The organism is Streptomyces sp. NPDC026659, assembly GCF_040638245.1.
Taxonomy (GTDB): domain Bacteria; phylum Actinomycetota; class Actinomycetes; order Streptomycetales; family Streptomycetaceae; genus Streptomyces.
Genome location: NZ_JBEZXY010000002.1, coordinates 726,157 through 744,164, shown reverse-complemented (window position 1 = coordinate 744,164; position 18,008 = coordinate 726,157). Strand labels below are relative to the sequence as shown.

The window sequence follows — 18,008 nt, the reverse complement described above, 5'->3', positions numbered from 1 at the left end:
TGGAAGGACCGCCATCATGGCGAAGCTCACCCAGGACGAGCTGCTGGCCCAGTTCGAGGAGATGACCCTCATCGAGCTCTCCGAGTTCGTGAAGGCCTTCGAGGACAAGTTCGACGTCACCGCCGCCGCTGCCGTCGCCGTCGCCGGCCCGGCCGGCCCGGCCGCCGCCGCTGAGGCCGTCGAGGAGCAGGACGAGTTCGACGTCGTCCTCACCGGCGCCGGCGAGAAGAAGATCCAGGTCATCAAGGTCGTGCGCGAGCTGACCTCCCTGGGTCTGAAGGAGGCCAAGGACCTCGTCGACGGCACCCCGAAGCCGGTCCTCGAGAAGGTCACCAAGGAGGCCGCGGAGAAGGCTGCCGAGTCCCTCAAGGCCGCCGGCGCCTCCGTCGAGGTCAAGTAAGACCTCACGGGGTTCAGCGAACCTCATAGCGCTCTGATTGCGGCCCGAGAGGGTCTGTAACGCGAACGCACCGAAGAGCGATCATCCATCCGGGTGGTCGCTCTTCGGCGTGTCCGGAGGGGGACCACGGTTGCCTTGCACTCGTGGTGGCGGGGGGTATGGTGATCATCGTCGTGTCTCCGGACGGCCTCGTTCCGGCTGGGGGGCCTTGACGAACCGCACGCAGCGCGCAATTCTCAGGACGCGTCGTCACAACGATCCGAATCCGAGGCATGGATCGACGGCGAAGAGGGCAGTATCAACGTGCGTTGAGGGCAGCATGCCGAGGGCGTCGAAGACGAGGGCGTTGAGAAAGACGAAGGGTCTCCGAAACCCGCACTGGACATCAGTGTGCCAAGTGGCTACACTGACCCTTTGCGCTGCCTGTTAGCTGTCCCCTGCCCGTCACCAGGGGTCTGCCCTCACCCGAGCACTGACGGCCGAACTTCCCTGACCTGGGGTTTTCCGTCTTCGCGCTGGGAGAGGGGCCGGTACGCGCGTAGTGAGTCCGAGCCCTCGGAAGGACCCCCTCTTGGCCGCCTCGCGCACTGCCTCGACCGCGAATACGAACAACGGCGCCAGCACCGCCCCGCTGCGCATCTCTTTTGCAAAGATCAAGGAGCCCCTCGAGGTTCCGAACCTTCTCGCGCTCCAGACCGAGAGCTTCGACTGGCTGCTCGGCAACGACGCCTGGAAGGCTCGCGTCGAGAAGGCTCTCGAGAACGGTCAGGACGTCCCCACCAAGTCCGGTCTGGAGGAGATCTTCGAGGAGATCTCCCCGATCGAGGACTTCTCCGGGTCGATGTCGCTGACGTTCCGCGACCACCGCTTCGAGCCGCCGAAGAACTCCATCGACGAGTGCAAGGACCGCGACTTCACGTACGCCGCTCCGCTCTTCGTCACCGCTGAGTTCACCAACAACGAGACCGGCGAGATCAAGTCCCAGACGGTCTTCATGGGCGACTTCCCGCTCATGACGAACAAGGGCACCTTCGTCATCAACGGCACCGAGCGTGTCGTGGTGTCCCAGCTGGTCCGTTCCCCCGGTGTCTACTTCGACTCCTCCATCGACAAGACGTCCGACAAGGACATCTACTCCGCCAAGATCATCCCGTCCCGGGGTGCCTGGCTGGAGATGGAGATCGACAAGCGCGACATGGTCGGTGTCCGCATCGACCGCAAGCGCAAGCAGTCGGTCACCGTCCTGCTCAAGGCGCTCGGCTGGACCACCGAGCAGATCCTCGAGGAGTTCGGCGAGTACGAGTCGATGCGCGCCACCCTGGAGAAGGACCACACCCAGGGCCAGGACGACGCGCTGCTCGACATCTACCGCAAGCTGCGTCCGGGCGAGCCGCCCACGCGCGAGGCCGCGCAGACGCTGCTCGAGAACCTGTACTTCAACCCCAAGCGCTACGACCTGGCCAAGGTCGGCCGCTACAAGGTCAACAAGAAGCTGGGTGCGGACGCTCCGCTGGACGCGGGTGTCCTGACCGTCGAGGACGTCATCTCGACGATCAAGTACCTGGTGAAGCTGCACGCGGGCGAGACCGAGACGGTCGGCGACAGCGGCCAGTCGATCGTCGTCGAGACCGACGACATCGACCACTTCGGCAACCGCCGCCTGCGCAGCGTCGGCGAGCTGATCCAGAACCAGGTCCGTACGGGTCTCGCCCGTATGGAGCGTGTCGTGCGCGAGCGCATGACCACCCAGGACGTCGAGGCGATCACGCCGCAGACCCTGATCAACATCCGGCCGGTCGTCGCCTCCATCAAGGAGTTCTTCGGCACCAGCCAGCTGTCGCAGTTCATGGACCAGAACAACCCGCTGTCGGGTCTCACCCACAAGCGCCGTCTGTCGGCGCTTGGTCCGGGTGGTCTCTCCCGTGAGCGGGCCGGCTTCGAGGTCCGTGACGTGCACCCCTCGCACTACGGCCGCATGTGCCCGATCGAGACGCCCGAAGGCCCGAACATCGGTCTGATCGGCTCGCTCGCCTCCTACGGCCGGGTCAACGCGTTCGGTTTCGTCGAGACGCCGTACCGCAAGGTCGTCGACGGCCAGGTCACCGACGAGGTGGACTACCTGACCGCCGACGAGGAGGACCGCTTCGTCATCGCGCAGGCCAACGCCACGCTCAACGACGACATGCGCTTCGAGGAGTCCCGCGTCCTGGTCCGCCGTCGTGGCGGCGAGGTCGACTACGTCCCCGGTGACGAGGTCGACTACATGGACGTCTCGCCGCGCCAGATGGTGTCGGTCGCGACCGCCATGATCCCGTTCCTCGAGCACGACGACGCCAACCGTGCCCTCATGGGCGCGAACATGATGCGTCAGGCCGTGCCGCTCATCAAGAGCGAGGCCCCGCTCGTCGGCACCGGCATGGAGTACCGCTCCGCCGTCGACGCCGGTGACGTGGTCAAGGCCGAGAAGGCGGGTGTGGTCCAGGAGGTCTCCGCGGACTACGTCACCACCGCCAACGACGACGGCACGTACATCACGTACCGCCTGCACAAGTTCTCGCGCTCCAACCAGGGCACCTCGGTCAACCAGAAGGTCATCGTCAACGAGGGCGACCGGATCATCGAGGGCCAGGTCCTGGCCGACGGTCCGGCCACCGAGAACGGCGAGATGGCCCTGGGCAAGAACCTGCTCGTGGCGTTCATGCCGTGGGAGGGTCACAACTACGAGGACGCGATCATCCTGTCGCAGCGCCTCGTGCAGGACGACGTCCTCTCCTCGATCCACATCGAGGAGCACGAGGTCGACGCCCGTGACACCAAGCTCGGCCCCGAGGAGATCACCCGGGACATCCCGAACGTCTCCGAGGAGGTCCTGGCGGACCTGGACGAGCGCGGCATCATCCGCATCGGCGCCGAGGTCACCGCGGGCGACATCCTCGTCGGCAAGGTCACGCCCAAGGGTGAGACCGAGCTGACCCCCGAGGAGCGTCTGCTCCGCGCGATCTTCGGTGAGAAGGCCCGTGAGGTCCGCGACACCTCGCTCAAGGTGCCGCACGGCGAGACCGGCAAGATCATCGGTGTCCGCGTCTTCGACCGCGAAGAGGGCGACGAGCTGCCGCCGGGCGTGAACCAGCTGGTCCGCGTCTACGTCGCGCAGAAGCGCAAGATCACCGACGGTGACAAGCTCGCCGGCCGTCACGGCAACAAGGGTGTCATCTCCAAGATCAACCCGATCGAGGACATGCCGTTCCTCGAGGACGGCACCCCGGTCGACATCATCCTCAACCCGCTGGGTGTCCCGTCCCGAATGAACCCGGGACAGGTCCTGGAGATCCACCTCGGCTGGCTCGCCAGCCGCGGCTGGGACGTCTCCGGCCTCGCGGAGGAGTGGGCTCAGCGTCTGCAGGCCATCGGCGCCGACCAGGTCGAGCCCGGTACCAACGTCGCCACCCCGGTCTTCGACGGTGCCCGTGAGGACGAGCTTGCGGGTCTGCTGCAGCACACCATCCCGAACCGCGACGGCGAGCGCATGGTGCTCCCGACCGGTAAGGCGCAGCTGTTCGACGGCCGCAGCGGTGAGCCGTTCCCGGACCCGATCTCGGTCGGCTACATGTACATCCTCAAGCTGCACCACCTGGTCGACGACAAGCTGCACGCCCGCTCGACCGGTCCGTACTCGATGATCACCCAGCAGCCGCTGGGTGGTAAGGCTCAGTTCGGTGGCCAGCGCTTCGGTGAGATGGAGGTGTGGGCGCTCGAGGCTTACGGTGCCGCCTACGCCCTCCAGGAACTGCTGACCATCAAGTCCGACGACGTCACCGGCCGCGTGAAGGTCTACGAGGCCATCGTCAAGGGCGAGAACATCCCCGAGCCCGGCATCCCCGAGTCCTTCAAGGTGCTCATCAAGGAGATGCAGTCCCTGTGCCTCAACGTGGAGGTGCTGTCCTCGGACGGCATGTCCATCGAGATGCGCGACACCGACGAGGACGTCTTCCGCGCTGCGGAGGAGCTCGGTATCGACCTGTCCCGGCGCGAGCCGAGCAGCGTCGAAGAGGTCTGACGGGAGTCCGGTACGGGGGCTCGGTCTCACAAGGACCAAGCCCCCGGCCGGCCCCAGGACCCCCGTTTCAGACCCCATGACTCACAACCCTGAGAGGGATTGACGCATAGTGCTCGACGTCAACTTCTTCGACGAGCTCCGGATCGGTCTGGCCACCGCTGACGACATCCGTCAGTGGAGCCACGGCGAGGTCAAGAAGCCGGAGACCATCAACTACCGCACGCTCAAGCCCGAAAAGGACGGACTCTTCTGCGAGAAGATCTTCGGTCCGACCCGGGACTGGGAGTGCTACTGCGGCAAGTACAAGCGCGTCCGCTTCAAGGGCATCATCTGTGAGCGCTGTGGCGTCGAGGTCACGCGCGCCAAGGTGCGCCGTGAGCGGATGGGCCACATCGAGCTCGCCGCTCCCGTCACCCACATCTGGTACTTCAAGGGCGTTCCGTCGCGCCTTGGCTACCTGCTCGACCTCGCTCCGAAGGACCTCGAGAAGGTCATCTACTTCGCCGCGTACATGATCACGTACGTCGACGAGGAGCGCCGTCAGCGCGACCTGCCCTCGCTGGAGGCCCATGTCTCCGTCGAGCGTCAGCAGATCGAGAACCGCCGCGACTCCGACCTGGAGGCCCGCGCCAAGAAGCTCGAGACCGACCTGGCCGAGCTGGAGGCCGAGGGCGCCAAGGCGGACGTGCGCCGCAAGGTGCGCGAGGGTGCCGAGCGTGAGATGAAGCAGCTGCGCGACCGCGCGCAGCGCGAGATCGACCGTCTCGACGAGGTGTGGAACCGCTTCAAGAACCTCAAGGTCCAGGACCTCGAGGGCGACGAGCTGCTCTACCGCGAGCTGCGTGACCGCTTCGGCACGTACTTCGACGGCTCGATGGGTGCCGCGGCGCTGCAGAAGCGCCTGGAGTCCTTCGACCTCGAGGAGGAGGCCGAGCGTCTCCGCGAGATCATCCGCACCGGCAAGGGCCAGAAGAAGACCCGTGCGCTCAAGCGCCTCAAGGTCGTCTCCGCGTTCCTGCAGACCAGCAACAGCCCCAAGGGCATGGTGCTCGACTGCGTGCCGGTCATCCCGCCGGACCTGCGTCCGATGGTGCAGCTGGACGGTGGCCGCTTCGCGACCTCCGACCTGAACGACCTGTACCGCCGTGTGATCAACCGCAACAACCGTCTGAAGCGCCTGCTCGACCTGGGCGCTCCGGAGATCATCGTCAACAACGAGAAGCGCATGCTTCAGGAGGCTGTTGACGCCCTCTTCGACAACGGTCGTCGTGGTCGCCCGGTCACCGGTCCCGGTAACCGCCCGCTGAAGTCCCTCAGCGACATGCTGAAGGGCAAGCAGGGTCGTTTCCGTCAGAACCTGCTCGGCAAGCGAGTCGACTACTCGGCGCGTTCCGTCATCGTCGTCGGCCCGCAGCTGAAGCTGCACCAGTGTGGTCTGCCCAAGGCCATGGCGCTGGAGCTCTTCAAGCCGTTCGTGATGAAGCGCCTGGTCGACCTGAACCACGCGCAGAACATCAAGAGCGCCAAGCGCATGGTGGAGCGCGGCCGCACGGTCGTGTACGACGTCCTCGAAGAGGTCATCGCCGAGCACCCGGTTCTGCTGAACCGTGCTCCCACCCTGCACCGCCTCGGCATCCAGGCCTTCGAGCCGCAGCTGGTCGAGGGCAAGGCCATCCAGATCCACCCGCTCGTCTGCACCGCGTTCAACGCGGACTTCGACGGTGACCAGATGGCCGTGCACCTGCCGCTCTCCGCGGAGGCGCAGGCCGAGGCCCGCATCCTGATGCTGTCCTCGAACAACATCCTCAAGCCCGCCGACGGCCGTCCGGTGACGATGCCGACCCAGGACATGGTCCTCGGTCTGTTCTTCCTCACCACCGACGGTGAACTGCGTGACACCAAGGGCGAGGGCCGCGCGTTCGGCTCCACGGCCGAGGCGATCATGGCGTTCGACGCCGGCGAGCTGGCCCTGCAGTCGCCGGTCGACATCCGCTTCCCGGTGGGCACCATCCCGCCGCGTGGCTGGACGCCGCCGGCGCGCGAGGAGGGCGAGCCCGAGTGGCAGCAGGGGGACTCGTTCCGTCTGCGCACCACCCTGGGCCGCGCGCTCTTCAACGAGCTGCTGCCCGAGGACTACCCGTTCGTCGACTACTCGGTGGGCAAGAAGCAGCTCTCCGAGATCGTCAACGACCTGGCCGAGCGCTACCCCAAGGTCATCGTGGCGGCGACGCTCGACAACCTGAAGGCGGCGGGCTTCTACTGGGCGACCCGTTCCGGTGTCACCGTGGCCATCTCCGACGTCGTCGTTCCCGAGGCGAAGAAGGAGATCGTCAAGGGCTACGAGGCGCAGGACGAGAAGGTCCAGAAGCAGTACGAGCGCGGTCTCATCACCAAGGAAGAGCGCACTCAGGAGCTCATCAACATCTGGACCAAGGCGACCAACGAGGTTGCCGAGGCGATGAACGCGAACTTCCCCAAGACGAACCCCATCTTCATGATGGTTGACTCGGGTGCCCGAGGAAACATGATGCAGATGCGGCAGATCGCCGGTATGCGTGGTCTGGTGTCGAACGCCAAGAACGAGACCATCCCGCGTCCGATCAAGGCGTCCTTCCGTGAGGGCCTGTCCGTGCTGGAGTACTTCATCTCCACGCACGGTGCCCGTAAGGGTCTGGCGGACACCGCCCTGCGTACCGCCGACTCGGGTTACCTGACCCGTCGTCTGGTGGACGTCTCGCAGGACGTCATCATCCGCGAGGAGGACTGCGGCACCGAGCGCGGTCTGAAGCTGCGGATCGCCAACCGCGGCGCCGACGGTGTGCTGCGCAAGGCCGACGACGTCGAGACCAGCGTCTACGCCCGGATGCTCGCCGAGGACGTCGTCATCGACGGCAAGGTGATCGCGCCGGCCAACGTGGACCTCGGCGATGTCCTCATCGACCAGCTGGTGGCCCACGGTGTCGAGGAGGTCAAGACCCGCTCGATCCTGACCTGCGAGTCCGCCGTCGGCACCTGCGCCATGTGCTACGGCCGCTCGCTGGCCACCGGCAAGCTGGTCGACATCGGTGAGGCGGTCGGCATCATCGCCGCCCAGTCCATCGGTGAGCCCGGTACCCAGCTGACGATGCGTACCTTCCACACCGGTGGTGTGGCCGGTGACGACATCACCCAGGGTCTGCCCCGTGTCGTCGAGCTCTTCGAGGCTCGTACGCCGAAGGGTGTCGCCCCGATCTCCGAGGCCAACGGCCGCGTGCGGATCGAGGAGACCGAGAAGACCAAGAAGATCGTCGTCACCCCGGACGACGGCAGCGACGAGACGGCGTTCCCGATCTCGAAGCGTGCCAAGGTCCTGGTGACCGAGGGCGAGCACGTCGAGGTGGGCCAGCAGCTCACCATGGGTGCCACCAACCCGCACGACGTGCTGCGCATCCTGGGTCAGCGTGCCGTCCAGGTCCACCTGGTCGGCGAGGTCCAGAAGGTCTACAACTCGCAGGGCGTGTCGATCCACGACAAGCACATCGAGATCATCATCCGGCAGATGCTCCGCCGTGTGACGATCATCGAGTCGGGCGACGCCGAGCTGCTGCCCGGCGAGCTGGTCGAGCGGTCGAAGTTCGAGACCGAGAACCGTCGTGTGGTCCAGGAGGGCGGTCACCCGGCCTCCGGTCGTCCGCAGCTGATGGGTATCACCAAGGCCTCGCTGGCGACGGAGTCCTGGCTGTCGGCCGCCTCCTTCCAGGAGACGACCCGAGTGCTGACGGACGCGGCGATCAACGCCAAGTCCGACAGCCTCATCGGCCTCAAGGAGAACGTCATCATCGGTAAGCTCATCCCGGCCGGTACGGGTCTGTCCCGCTACCGCAACATCCGGGTCGAGCCGACCGAGGAGGCCAAGGCCGCGATGTACTCGGCCGTCGGCTACGACGACATCGACTACTCGCCGTTCGGCGCCGGCTCCGGCCAGGCCGTGCCGCTGGAGGACTACGACTACGGTCCGTACAACCAGTAAGCGAGCAGTTTGAAGGGCGGCATCCTCTGCGGGGGGTGCCGCCCTTCGGCGTTGTCCGGGTGATGTCCGTGTCCGGGCGTTTCCGCCCGGGAAGGGGCGATCGGGCGCATCATGGAGAGACTCCGGCCGGGGGTTTCGGGAGGTGCTCCGTGTCGTATCCGTCGTGGTGGGAGGGGAACGGCCGTCTGCCGGGACCGGTCCCGGGCGGTGGTCCGTCGTTCCTGCTGGCCTCGCACGCCGACCGGGAGCGCACCGTGGACGTGCTGCGCGCCGGGTACGGCGAGGGACGGCTGGACAAGGGGGAGTTCGACCGGCGGGTGGAGCGGGCCTACGCGGCCCGTACGGTGGGTGAACTGGCGCTGGTGGTGGCCGACCTGCCCCATGGCCCCGCATCGCAGCAGACGGGCTTCGGGCCCGTTCCGCCGGCCTTTCTGCCGCACCCGCGGCCGCGGACCAACGGCAAGGCGGTCGGCGCCGCCGTCTGCGGGTTGCTGTGCCTGCTGACCGCCGGGCTCACCGGCATCCCGGCGATCGTGCTGGGACACACCGCGCGCGGTGAGATTCGGCACACCGGCGAGGACGGCGACGGGCTGGCGCTGATCGGGATCGTGCTCGGCTGGCTGTCGACGGCCGGCTGGACCGTGTTCTGGGCGCTGCTCATCGTGGCGGCCGCCACCGGTTCGTGAGATCCGTCGGCGTCCACGCGTGTCCGGCATGTGAAACCTGCGGCCGTCCGTAGCCCGGGGACTTGACATGCCCTGTCCGCCGGGTGCGGGTGCGCCGCATTTGTTTTGACCGAAGTCCGTGCGGTAGGTACGCTCATACCTTGTGCCTGGGGTGTGCCCTGGCTCTCGTGCGTGCCTTCGACCGCGCGGCGAGCCGTCACCGGCCATCGCAATCCGCGCCCTTCCCCCTTTGCGGCGGGAGGCAGCCGGATTCGACACACCCGACCGCGTGGGTCGGCGAAGTTCCAGGTTAGCTTCACCATTCGGCACACAGAAACCGGAGAAGTAGTGCCTACGATCCAGCAGCTGGTCCGGAAGGGCCGGCAGGACAAGGTCGAGAAGAACAAGACGCCCGCACTCGAGGGTTCCCCTCAGCGTCGCGGCGTCTGCACGCGCGTGTTCACGACCACCCCGAAGAAGCCGAACTCGGCCCTGCGTAAGGTCGCGCGTGTGCGTCTGACCAGTGGCATCGAGGTCACGGCCTACATTCCGGGTGAGGGACACAACCTGCAGGAGCACTCCATCGTGCTCGTGCGCGGCGGCCGTGTGAAGGACCTGCCGGGTGTTCGCTACAAGATCATCCGCGGTTCGCTCGACACCCAGGGTGTCAAGAACCGCAAGCAGGCCCGCAGCCGCTACGGCGCCAAGAAGGAGAAGTAAGAATGCCTCGTAAGGGCCCCGCCCCGAAGCGCCCGGTCATCATCGACCCGGTCTACGGTTCTCCTCTGGTGACCTCCCTCATCAACAAGGTGCTGCTGAACGGCAAGCGCTCCACCGCCGAGCGCATCGTCTACGGCGCCATGGAGGGTCTGCGTGAGAAGACGGGCAACGACCCGGTCATCACGCTGAAGCGCGCGCTGGAGAACATCAAGCCGACCCTTGAGGTCAAGTCCCGCCGCGTCGGCGGTGCGACGTACCAGGTGCCGATCGAGGTCAAGCCCGGTCGCGCCAACACGCTCGCGCTGCGCTGGCTCGTCGGTTACTCCCGCGCCCGTCGCGAGAAGACGATGACCGAGCGTCTGCTCAACGAGCTTCTCGACGCTTCGAACGGCCTCGGTGCGGCCGTCAAGAAGCGCGAGGACACGCACAAGATGGCCGAGTCCAACAAGGCCTTCGCGCACTACCGCTGGTAGTCGCTACCCACATCGAGACCGAGAGAAGACTGAAGCCTTATGGCTACCACTTCACTTGACCTGGCCAAGGTGCGCAACATCGGCATCATGGCTCACATCGACGCGGGCAAGACGACGACGACCGAGCGGATCCTGTTCTACACCGGTGTGTCGTACAAGATCGGTGAGGTCCACGACGGCGCCGCCACGATGGACTGGATGGAGCAGGAGCAGGAGCGTGGCATCACGATCACGTCTGCTGCCACCACCTGCCACTGGCCCCTCGAGGGCAACGACTACACCATCAACATCATCGACACCCCGGGTCACGTCGACTTCACCGTCGAGGTGGAGCGCTCCCTGCGCGTGCTCGACGGTGCCGTGACGGTGTTCGACGGTGTCGCCGGTGTCGAGCCGCAGTCCGAGACGGTGTGGCGTCAGGCCGACCGTTACGGCGTGCCGCGCATCTGCTTCGTCAACAAGCTGGACCGTACCGGCGCCGAGTTCCACCGCTGCGTGGACATGATCAAGGACCGCCTCGGCGCCGTCCCGATCGTCATGCAGCTCCCGATCGGTGCCGAGATGGACTTCCAGGGCGTTGTGGACCTCGTCCGCATGAAGGCGCTCGTGTGGTCCGCCGAGGCGGCCAAGGGCGAGATGTACGACGTCGTCGACATCCCGGCCACGCACACCGAGGCCGCCGAGGAGTGGCGCGGCAAGCTGGTCGAGACCGTCGCGGAGAACGACGACGAGATCATGGAGCTGTTCCTGGAGGGCCAGGAGCCCACCGAGGAGCAGCTGTACGCCGCGATCCGTCGCATCACCATCGCGTCCGGCAAGTCCGACGGCACCACCGTCACCCCGGTGTTCTGCGGTACCGCGTTCAAGAACAAGGGCGTTCAGCCCCTGCTCGACGCGGTCGTGCGCTACCTGCCGACCCCGCTCGACGTCGAGGCCATCGAGGGCCACGACGTCAAGGACCCCGAGGTCGTCGTCAAGCGCAAGCCGTCCGAGGACGAGCCGCTGTCCGCCCTCGCGTTCAAGATCATGAGCGACCCGCACCTGGGCAAGCTCACCTTCGTCCGGGTCTACTCGGGCCGCCTGGAGTCCGGCACCTCGGTGCTGAACTCCGTCAAGGGCAAGAAGGAGCGCATCGGCAAGATCTACCGCATGCACGCCAACAAGCGTGAGGAGATCGAGTCGGTGGGCGCCGGTGACATCGTCGCCGTCATGGGCCTGAAGCAGACCACCACCGGTGAGACGCTGTCCGACGACAAGAACCCGGTCATCCTGGAGTCCATGGACTTCCCGGCGCCGGTCATTCAGGTCGCCATCGAGCCCAAGTCCAAGGGTGACCAGGAGAAGCTGGGTGTCGCCATCCAGCGTCTCGCGGAGGAGGACCCCTCCTTCCAGGTCCACTCGGACGAGGAGACCGGCCAGACCATCATCGGTGGTATGGGCGAGCTGCACCTCGAGGTGCTGGTCGACCGTATGCGCCGTGAGTTCAAGGTCGAGGCCAACGTCGGCAAGCCGCAGGTCGCGTACCGCGAGACGATCCGCAAGGCCGTCGAGCGACTCGACTACACGCACAAGAAGCAGACCGGTGGTACCGGTCAGTTCGCCAAGGTGCAGATCGCGATCGAGCCGATCGAGAGTGGCGACACCTCGTACGAGTTCGTGAACAAGGTCACCGGTGGCCGCATCCCGAAGGAGTACATCCCTTCGGTGGACGCCGGTGCGCAGGAGGCCATGCAGTTCGGCATCCTGGCCGGCTACGAGATGACTGGCGTCCGCGTCATCCTTCTCGACGGTGGCTACCACGAGGTCGACTCCTCCGAGCTCGCCTTCAAGATCGCCGGTTCGCAGGCCTTCAAGGAGGCCGCGCGCAAGGCTTCGCCCGTGCTCCTGGAGCCGATGATGGCCGTTGAGGTCACCACGCCCGAGGACTACATGGGTGAGGTCATCGGCGACATCAACTCCCGCCGTGGCCAGATCCAGGCCATGGAGGAGCGGGCCGGTGCCCGCGTCGTGAAGGGCCTCGTGCCCCTCTCGGAGATGTTCGGCTACGTCGGAGACCTCCGCAGCAAGACCTCGGGTCGCGCAAGCTACTCGATGCAGTTCGACTCCTACGCCGAGGTTCCGCGGAACGTCGCCGAGGAGATCATCGCGAAGGCCAAGGGCGAGTAACGCACCCCGTTTACACGCTTTAGGCTTGACACCGACCGCCGGGGTCGGACCACTCGGAAACACCCCGGCGGGCGGCATCCCAGCAAAGATCACCTGGCGCCGATGAGTAAGGCGTACCAGAACCACTCCACAGGAGGACCCAGTGGCGAAGGCGAAGTTCGAGCGGACTAAGCCGCACGTCAACATCGGCACCATCGGTCACATCGACCACGGTAAGACGACCCTCACGGCCGCCATTACCAAGGTGCTGCACGACGCGTACCCGGACCTCAACGAGGCCACCGCGTTCGACAACATCGACAAGGCGCCCGAAGAGCGTCAGCGCGGTATCACCATCTCCATCGCGCACGTCGAGTACCAGACCGATGCGCGTCACTACGCCCACGTCGACTGCCCCGGTCACGCGGACTACATCAAGAACATGATCACCGGTGCCGCGCAGATGGACGGCGCGATCCTCGTGGTCGCCGCCACCGACGGCCCGATGCCGCAGACCAAGGAGCACGTGCTCCTGGCCCGCCAGGTCGGCGTTCCGTACATCGTCGTCGCCCTGAACAAGGCCGACATGGTGGACGACGAGGAGATCCTGGAGCTCGTCGAGCTCGAGGTCCGTGAGCTCCTCTCCGAGTACGAGTTCCCGGGCGACGACGTTCCGGTCGTCAAGGTCTCCGCGCTCAAGGCCCTCGAGGGTGACCCCGAGTGGACCGAGTCGGTTCTCGAGCTGATGAAGGCCGTCGACGAGGCCATCCCGCAGCCCGAGCGTGACGTCGACAAGCCGTTCCTGATGCCGATCGAGGACGTCTTCACGATCACCGGTCGTGGCACCGTCGTCACCGGTCGTATCGAGCGTGGTGTCCTCAAGGTCAACGAGACCGTCGACATCATCGGCATCAAGACCGAGAAGACCACCACCACGGTCACCGGCATCGAGATGTTCCGCAAGCTGCTCGACGAGGGCCAGGCCGGTGAGAACGTCGGTCTGCTGCTCCGCGGCATCAAGCGCGAGGACGTCGAGCGCGGCCAGGTCATCATCAAGCCCGGTTCGGTCACCCCGCACACCGAGTTCGAGGCCCAGGCCTACATCCTGTCCAAGGACGAGGGTGGCCGCCACACGCCGTTCTTCAACAACTACCGTCCGCAGTTCTACTTCCGCACGACGGACGTGACCGGCGTGGTGACCCTCCCCGAGGGCACCGAGATGGTCATGCCGGGTGACAACACCGAGATGTCGGTGCAGCTCATCCAGCCCATCGCCATGGAAGAGGGCCTGAAGTTCGCCATCCGTGAGGGTGGCCGCACGGTGGGCGCCGGCCAGGTCACCAAGATCACGAAGTAAGTTCCCTTGCTTCGAGGTCACTGACTGACCTTCGAGAGGCCCGTACGACTCCGGTCGTACGGGCCTCTTTGCCGTACCCGCGCAGACGTCAACCCGGCTCTCGACAACCCACCGTGACGAAGACCGGCGTCCGTCGGTTGGGGGTGTGGGACGGCGGATCGGAGGGTGGACGGTGGACGGACCTGGTATTTCTCTCGCACCTGGCGGTGCCGGCGGTTCCTCGGGTGGGGGCACGCTGTTGGCTTCCTCGCCCGCTCAGCAGCGTTCGGCGGCGCGGGCGCTCCAGGACGGCCTGGAGCCGGACACCCGGGCGGCCGGGGCGTGGGCGGACGACGAGACCGGCGCCGCCGTGAAAGCGTTCGGCGCCCGGGACGGCGACGGCTGGCTCACCTCGACGGCCCTGCGTACGGCACACACGACCTGGGGTGCGCAGGTGCGGAACCTGCTGGACCGCCTTGCCGCGGAGAAGGACGCGCTGGGCGGCACGATCACGGTGTTGACGGCAGCCGACCTGGACGTCGGTACGGACGTACGGCGCGTGTCGGCGCTGGACCGGTACTGAGCGGGGGCGGGCCGGGATGCCGACGTACCACGAGATCATGACCGCCGACCTCGCCGCGCTCACCGGCGCGGCCGAGCGCTGGGACGGCATGGCGGCGGAGTTCGCCAAGCAGGAGAAGGCGTACCGGCGGCAGGTGTACGGCATCACGCTCGCCCCCGCCTGGTCCGGCATGAGCGCGGAGGCGGCGCACGGCCGCTTCGGCGCCACCCTGCGGGAGTTCGAGTCCGCGCAGAAGGAGGCGAAGGCGATCGCGTCTCTCCTGCGGGACGCGTACGCGCAGTTCACGGAGCTGCGGGGGCGGTTGAGCGGGGTGCGTCGTGAGGTGGCGGCGGCGGGGCTGCGGGTGTCGGACCAGGGGGTGGTGACGGCGGACGGCTCCGACGACTCGGCCGTACGGTCCTGGCAGGACCGCATCGACCACGCCGTACGGGCGGTGTCGGACGCGGACGAGGGGGTGCGGCTGGCGCTGACCGCTGCGGTGGACGGCGGTTCGGACCGGGGCTTCAACGGTTCGGCGCGGGGAGATGTCGAGCAGTACGAGGCACTGGCCGCGGAGGGCCCGCTGGAGCGGCTGAGCCGGGGCGGGCGGCTCACCCCGGCTGAACTCGCCGAACTGCGGCGGGCGTTCCGCGACAACGCGGGCGACGAGACCTTCTCCCGCATGATCCTGGACGACCTGGGCCCTGCGGGCACCGTCCGCCTCACGAACGAGCTGAACGACCTCCTCCACGGCCCCCGGGGCGTTCCCGGCCTCTCCCCGACGTACAGCGCCCTCGAATCCGGTCTGGCCGACAGCCTGGCTACGGCGACCCGCGACACCGGCTCGGCCTGGTACCGCCACTGGCGCGCCGGTATGCGACGGGCAGGGGTACAGCGCCGGGCCACCGACGCGCAGGGCGAGCGCCTGGACAAGGCACTCGGCTACCAGTCCCTGGTCACCCTCATGCGCGCGGGCCACGGCTACTCCCCGCGCATGCTGGAGAACCTGACCGACGACCTGATCGCCGCCGAGCGGCGCCGTCCCGGGATCTGGCAGACGAGGGGGGAGTACGCGGGGGCTCGCTCGGGCTGGTTCGCCAACGACCCGGTGGACGGCGCGCTGGGTCTGATGAGCCGCGACCCCGCGACCGCGGCCCACTACCTCTCCTCGGACGCCCACATGCGGTACCTGGTGAAGGAACGGGACTGGTCGGTGACGCTGCGGGAGGGGAGGGGCGGCACCTGGACACCGGGCCCGGACGCGGACGACCGGGCCGGCTTCGGGGCGGCGCTCCAGGCAGGGGCGACGGGGGTCTCCCCGGCGGGCGGCCGCTACGTCCCGCACGGCCCCCAGAACGAAGCGGTGCTCCGCTCCGCCCTCCACCACCTCTCCGACCAGGGCGACGACTTCCCGCCGTCCCTGCGCCGCCCCATGGCGAACGTTCTGGTGAACCACGGTTCGACCGTGCACGCGTCGATGAGCGAGATCGACATCTCCCGCTCGCCGCTGCGGCAGGACGAGCTCTTCGAGGTGACGAAGCAGGTCTCCAAGGACCGGGGTGCCTACGGCGTCCTGAACGGCGGCCTCAACCAAGCGATGGTCTCCGGAATCCACACCCCCCACTCCCCGTCCCCCGAACCCCTCCTCCGCGCCGGCCGCACGGTCGGCTTCCTGGAAGAGGCCCGCGTGCAGGCTCAGGGGGACCCGAAGACGGCGACCTTTGAAACCAAGCCGTTGTTCGACAGGGTGATTGGTTATATCCCTGTGGCGAGTGCGGATGTGCAGGAGGGGTTTGATTATGTTACGGGGAAGTGGTTGGAGGATGAGCAGGAGAGGCTGGATGAAAAGCAGGCTGCTGGCAACGTCAAGGAATATTCGCGTAGGAATCAGCAGTTGATGGCTTTGGCTGGCGAGTGGTCCAAGGTGCACAAGGTGGACGAGGATTCCCGCTTTGATCCGCAGGTCGAGATCAGCCGGTCCAGCCAAGAAGGCATCGTCCATGCCACCGGAGTGTCCGGAGTAGTCAAGTGAATGTGCGCCGGATTTGTGCCTTCTTGGCTTGTGCTTTGATGACGGCAGGCTGTGCATCGCCGGATCGTGGCAGGGTCCCAGGGGTGATTTGTGGGGTGCGCGTCGATCCTGGACTCACTCGGCTCATTGTGAAGCCGGGAAGTGGTTGGCGTGAGTACAACCGAGTGGATCGGGCGCAGGCGGTCACCGCTCCTTGCTCGGTGCTCGCGGGGAAAAAGGTGATCCTCGACCTCCGATTCTCGTGGAGATCGACGGCGACAGATTTGATGTATCTCGCAAAGAGCACGGGGAATGTATCCGGAGTTGCGGCGCCGCGCGCTGTCGATTTCCGTTACAAGACAATCGTCGGAACCGACGGCGCCATTTCCCAAACCCCCTGCAGAACCAAAAGCGGGAACTACTTCACCCTCACCCTCCAGCTCCCCCAGATCAAGCTCACGGATCAGACCCACCGCAAGGACATCGAGAAGTTCATGCGGGCCTACTTTCCGGCGACCGTCAGGACTCTGGGCTGCGCTGGATGACGGCGCGAGTCACTCGTGACCCACGAGAGGTGCAAGACCGCTTCAAGGCGGGGCAAAGATTCCCAAGGCGGCGCATTGTTTGACCATCGCATGAATGTTCGGCCGCCGTTTCGTGATGCAGGCGTCCCTACACTCTGCGAGCCATCCAGCGATCTTGGCCCGTGCGGCAAGCCATACGGGCTTTCTCGTGCTGCCCTCTCCTCCGCAAGGACACCCATGCGCCTCCCGTCCCGTGCCGTCACGCTGCTCGCCGTAGCGGCGCTTCCCCTGGCCGCTCTGACGGCGTGCTCCTCCGGCTCGGCCTCCGACGGCGGTACGAGCGCCAAGGTGGCCAAGGCCAAGGACCCCAACGCCGGCCTGCTGACCGGTGCGCAGCTGAAGAAGGCGCTGGCTCCGGCCTCGTATTTCCCGGCGGGATTCGCGGTCGACGCCTCCGCGAGCCGGGACACCGGTGACACCTACACGCCGCCGTCCGCCAAGCCCATCGCCAAGCCCGAGTGCGACCTCCTCGGCGGCACCAGCTGGATCGAACTCACCGGCATCGGCGGAGTGTCGTTCGCCCAGAACTCCTACGTCAGCAAGAACACGTCCGAGGAGCTCGACCAGGAGATCGACGTCTACCGCGGCACCACCGCGGCCGACGTGCTGAAGGCCCTGCCGAAGGTCGTCGCCGCCTGCCCCTCCTACACGGACACCGATTCCCACAGCAAGGTCAAGATCGCCGGGGCGTCCACGGCCGGTCTCGGCGACGAGGCCTACACCATCACCCTCACCAGCGACGCCTGGGAGAGCGGGACCACGCTCATCGCCGCCCGGAAGGGCACCGCCGTCGTGACCGTGCTGTCCACGGCGGGGAGCGACAACGGGGTCGCGAACGCGAAGAAGCTCACGGACAAGGTCCTCTCCTCGCTGAAGGGCACGGACGCCGCGAAGGGCTAGTCCGGACGGTCCGACCGACGGAAACGGAAGGGGCCAGTGGGCGTGAAGCCCACTGGCCCCTTCCGGTGTCCGTGCTCAGCGCGCGCGGGACCGGTCCTCCAGCCAGGGCTCGTCGGCCGGGCACTCCCGCCGCAGCCGGGCCCGGC

The 18,008-nt window shown here is 66.7% G+C and carries 12 protein-coding genes; all 12 read left to right on the top strand.

Going from position 1 to position 18,008, the window contains the following annotated elements; translation table 11 throughout:
• The first annotated feature begins 16 nt into the window (after nt 1–16).
• Nucleotides 17–400 (top strand): 50S ribosomal protein L7/L12, encoded by a 384-nt coding sequence (gene rplL, locus AB0E91_RS08020; RefSeq protein WP_361776843.1) that lies wholly within the window; start codon nt 17–19, stop codon nt 398–400.
• Between the two features lie 571 nt (nt 401–971).
• Nucleotides 972–4,457 (top strand): DNA-directed RNA polymerase subunit beta, encoded by a 3,486-nt coding sequence (rpoB, locus tag AB0E91_RS08015; RefSeq protein WP_361776840.1) that lies wholly within the window; start codon nt 972–974, stop codon nt 4,455–4,457.
• 109 nt (nt 4,458–4,566) lie between these two features.
• Nucleotides 4,567–8,466: a DNA-directed RNA polymerase subunit beta' gene (locus AB0E91_RS08010; protein ID WP_361776837.1), complete on the top strand. Its 3,900-nt coding sequence runs from the start codon at nt 4,567–4,569 to the stop codon at nt 8,464–8,466.
• Between the two features lie 185 nt (nt 8,467–8,651).
• A complete protein-coding gene (locus AB0E91_RS08005; RefSeq protein WP_361777377.1) occupies nt 8,652–9,152 on the top strand; it encodes a DUF1707 and DUF4190 domain-containing protein in 501 nt (166 codons plus the stop codon).
• Between the two features lie 327 nt (nt 9,153–9,479).
• On the top strand, nt 9,480–9,851 hold the full coding sequence (rpsL, locus tag AB0E91_RS08000) for a 30S ribosomal protein S12 (RefSeq protein WP_003948652.1): 372 nt from the start codon (nt 9,480–9,482) through the stop codon (nt 9,849–9,851).
• Nucleotides 9,852–9,853: 2 nt separating this feature from the next.
• Nucleotides 9,854–10,324, top strand: coding sequence for a 30S ribosomal protein S7 (rpsG, locus tag AB0E91_RS07995; protein ID WP_003974303.1), 471 nt, complete (start codon nt 9,854–9,856; stop codon nt 10,322–10,324).
• Between the two features lie 39 nt (nt 10,325–10,363).
• The gene (fusA, locus tag AB0E91_RS07990) at nt 10,364–12,490 is read left to right on the top strand and encodes an elongation factor G (RefSeq protein WP_361776834.1); all 2,127 of its coding nucleotides are present in this window, start codon (nt 10,364–10,366) and stop codon (nt 12,488–12,490) included.
• 142 nt (nt 12,491–12,632) lie between these two features.
• Nucleotides 12,633–13,826 carry an elongation factor Tu gene (gene tuf / locus AB0E91_RS07985; RefSeq protein WP_161182749.1) on the top strand — a complete coding sequence of 398 codons (1,194 nt, stop codon included), beginning with the start codon at nt 12,633–12,635 and terminating at the stop codon, nt 13,824–13,826.
• Nucleotides 13,827–14,064: 238 nt separating this feature from the next.
• The gene (locus AB0E91_RS07980) at nt 14,065–14,388 is read left to right on the top strand and encodes a hypothetical protein (protein ID WP_361776831.1); all 324 of its coding nucleotides are present in this window, start codon (nt 14,065–14,067) and stop codon (nt 14,386–14,388) included.
• Nucleotides 14,389–14,404: 16 nt separating this feature from the next.
• On the top strand, nt 14,405–16,399 hold the full coding sequence (locus AB0E91_RS07975) for a hypothetical protein (protein ID WP_361776828.1): 1,995 nt from the start codon (nt 14,405–14,407) through the stop codon (nt 16,397–16,399).
• 95 nt (nt 16,400–16,494) lie between these two features.
• Nucleotides 16,495–16,923, top strand: coding sequence for a hypothetical protein (locus AB0E91_RS07970; protein WP_361776825.1), 429 nt, complete (start codon nt 16,495–16,497; stop codon nt 16,921–16,923).
• A gap of 216 nt (nt 16,924–17,139) precedes the next feature.
• Nucleotides 17,140–17,862: a hypothetical protein gene (locus tag AB0E91_RS07965; protein ID WP_361776822.1), complete on the top strand. Its 723-nt coding sequence runs from the start codon at nt 17,140–17,142 to the stop codon at nt 17,860–17,862.
• Nucleotides 17,863–18,008: the final 146 nt, after the last annotated feature.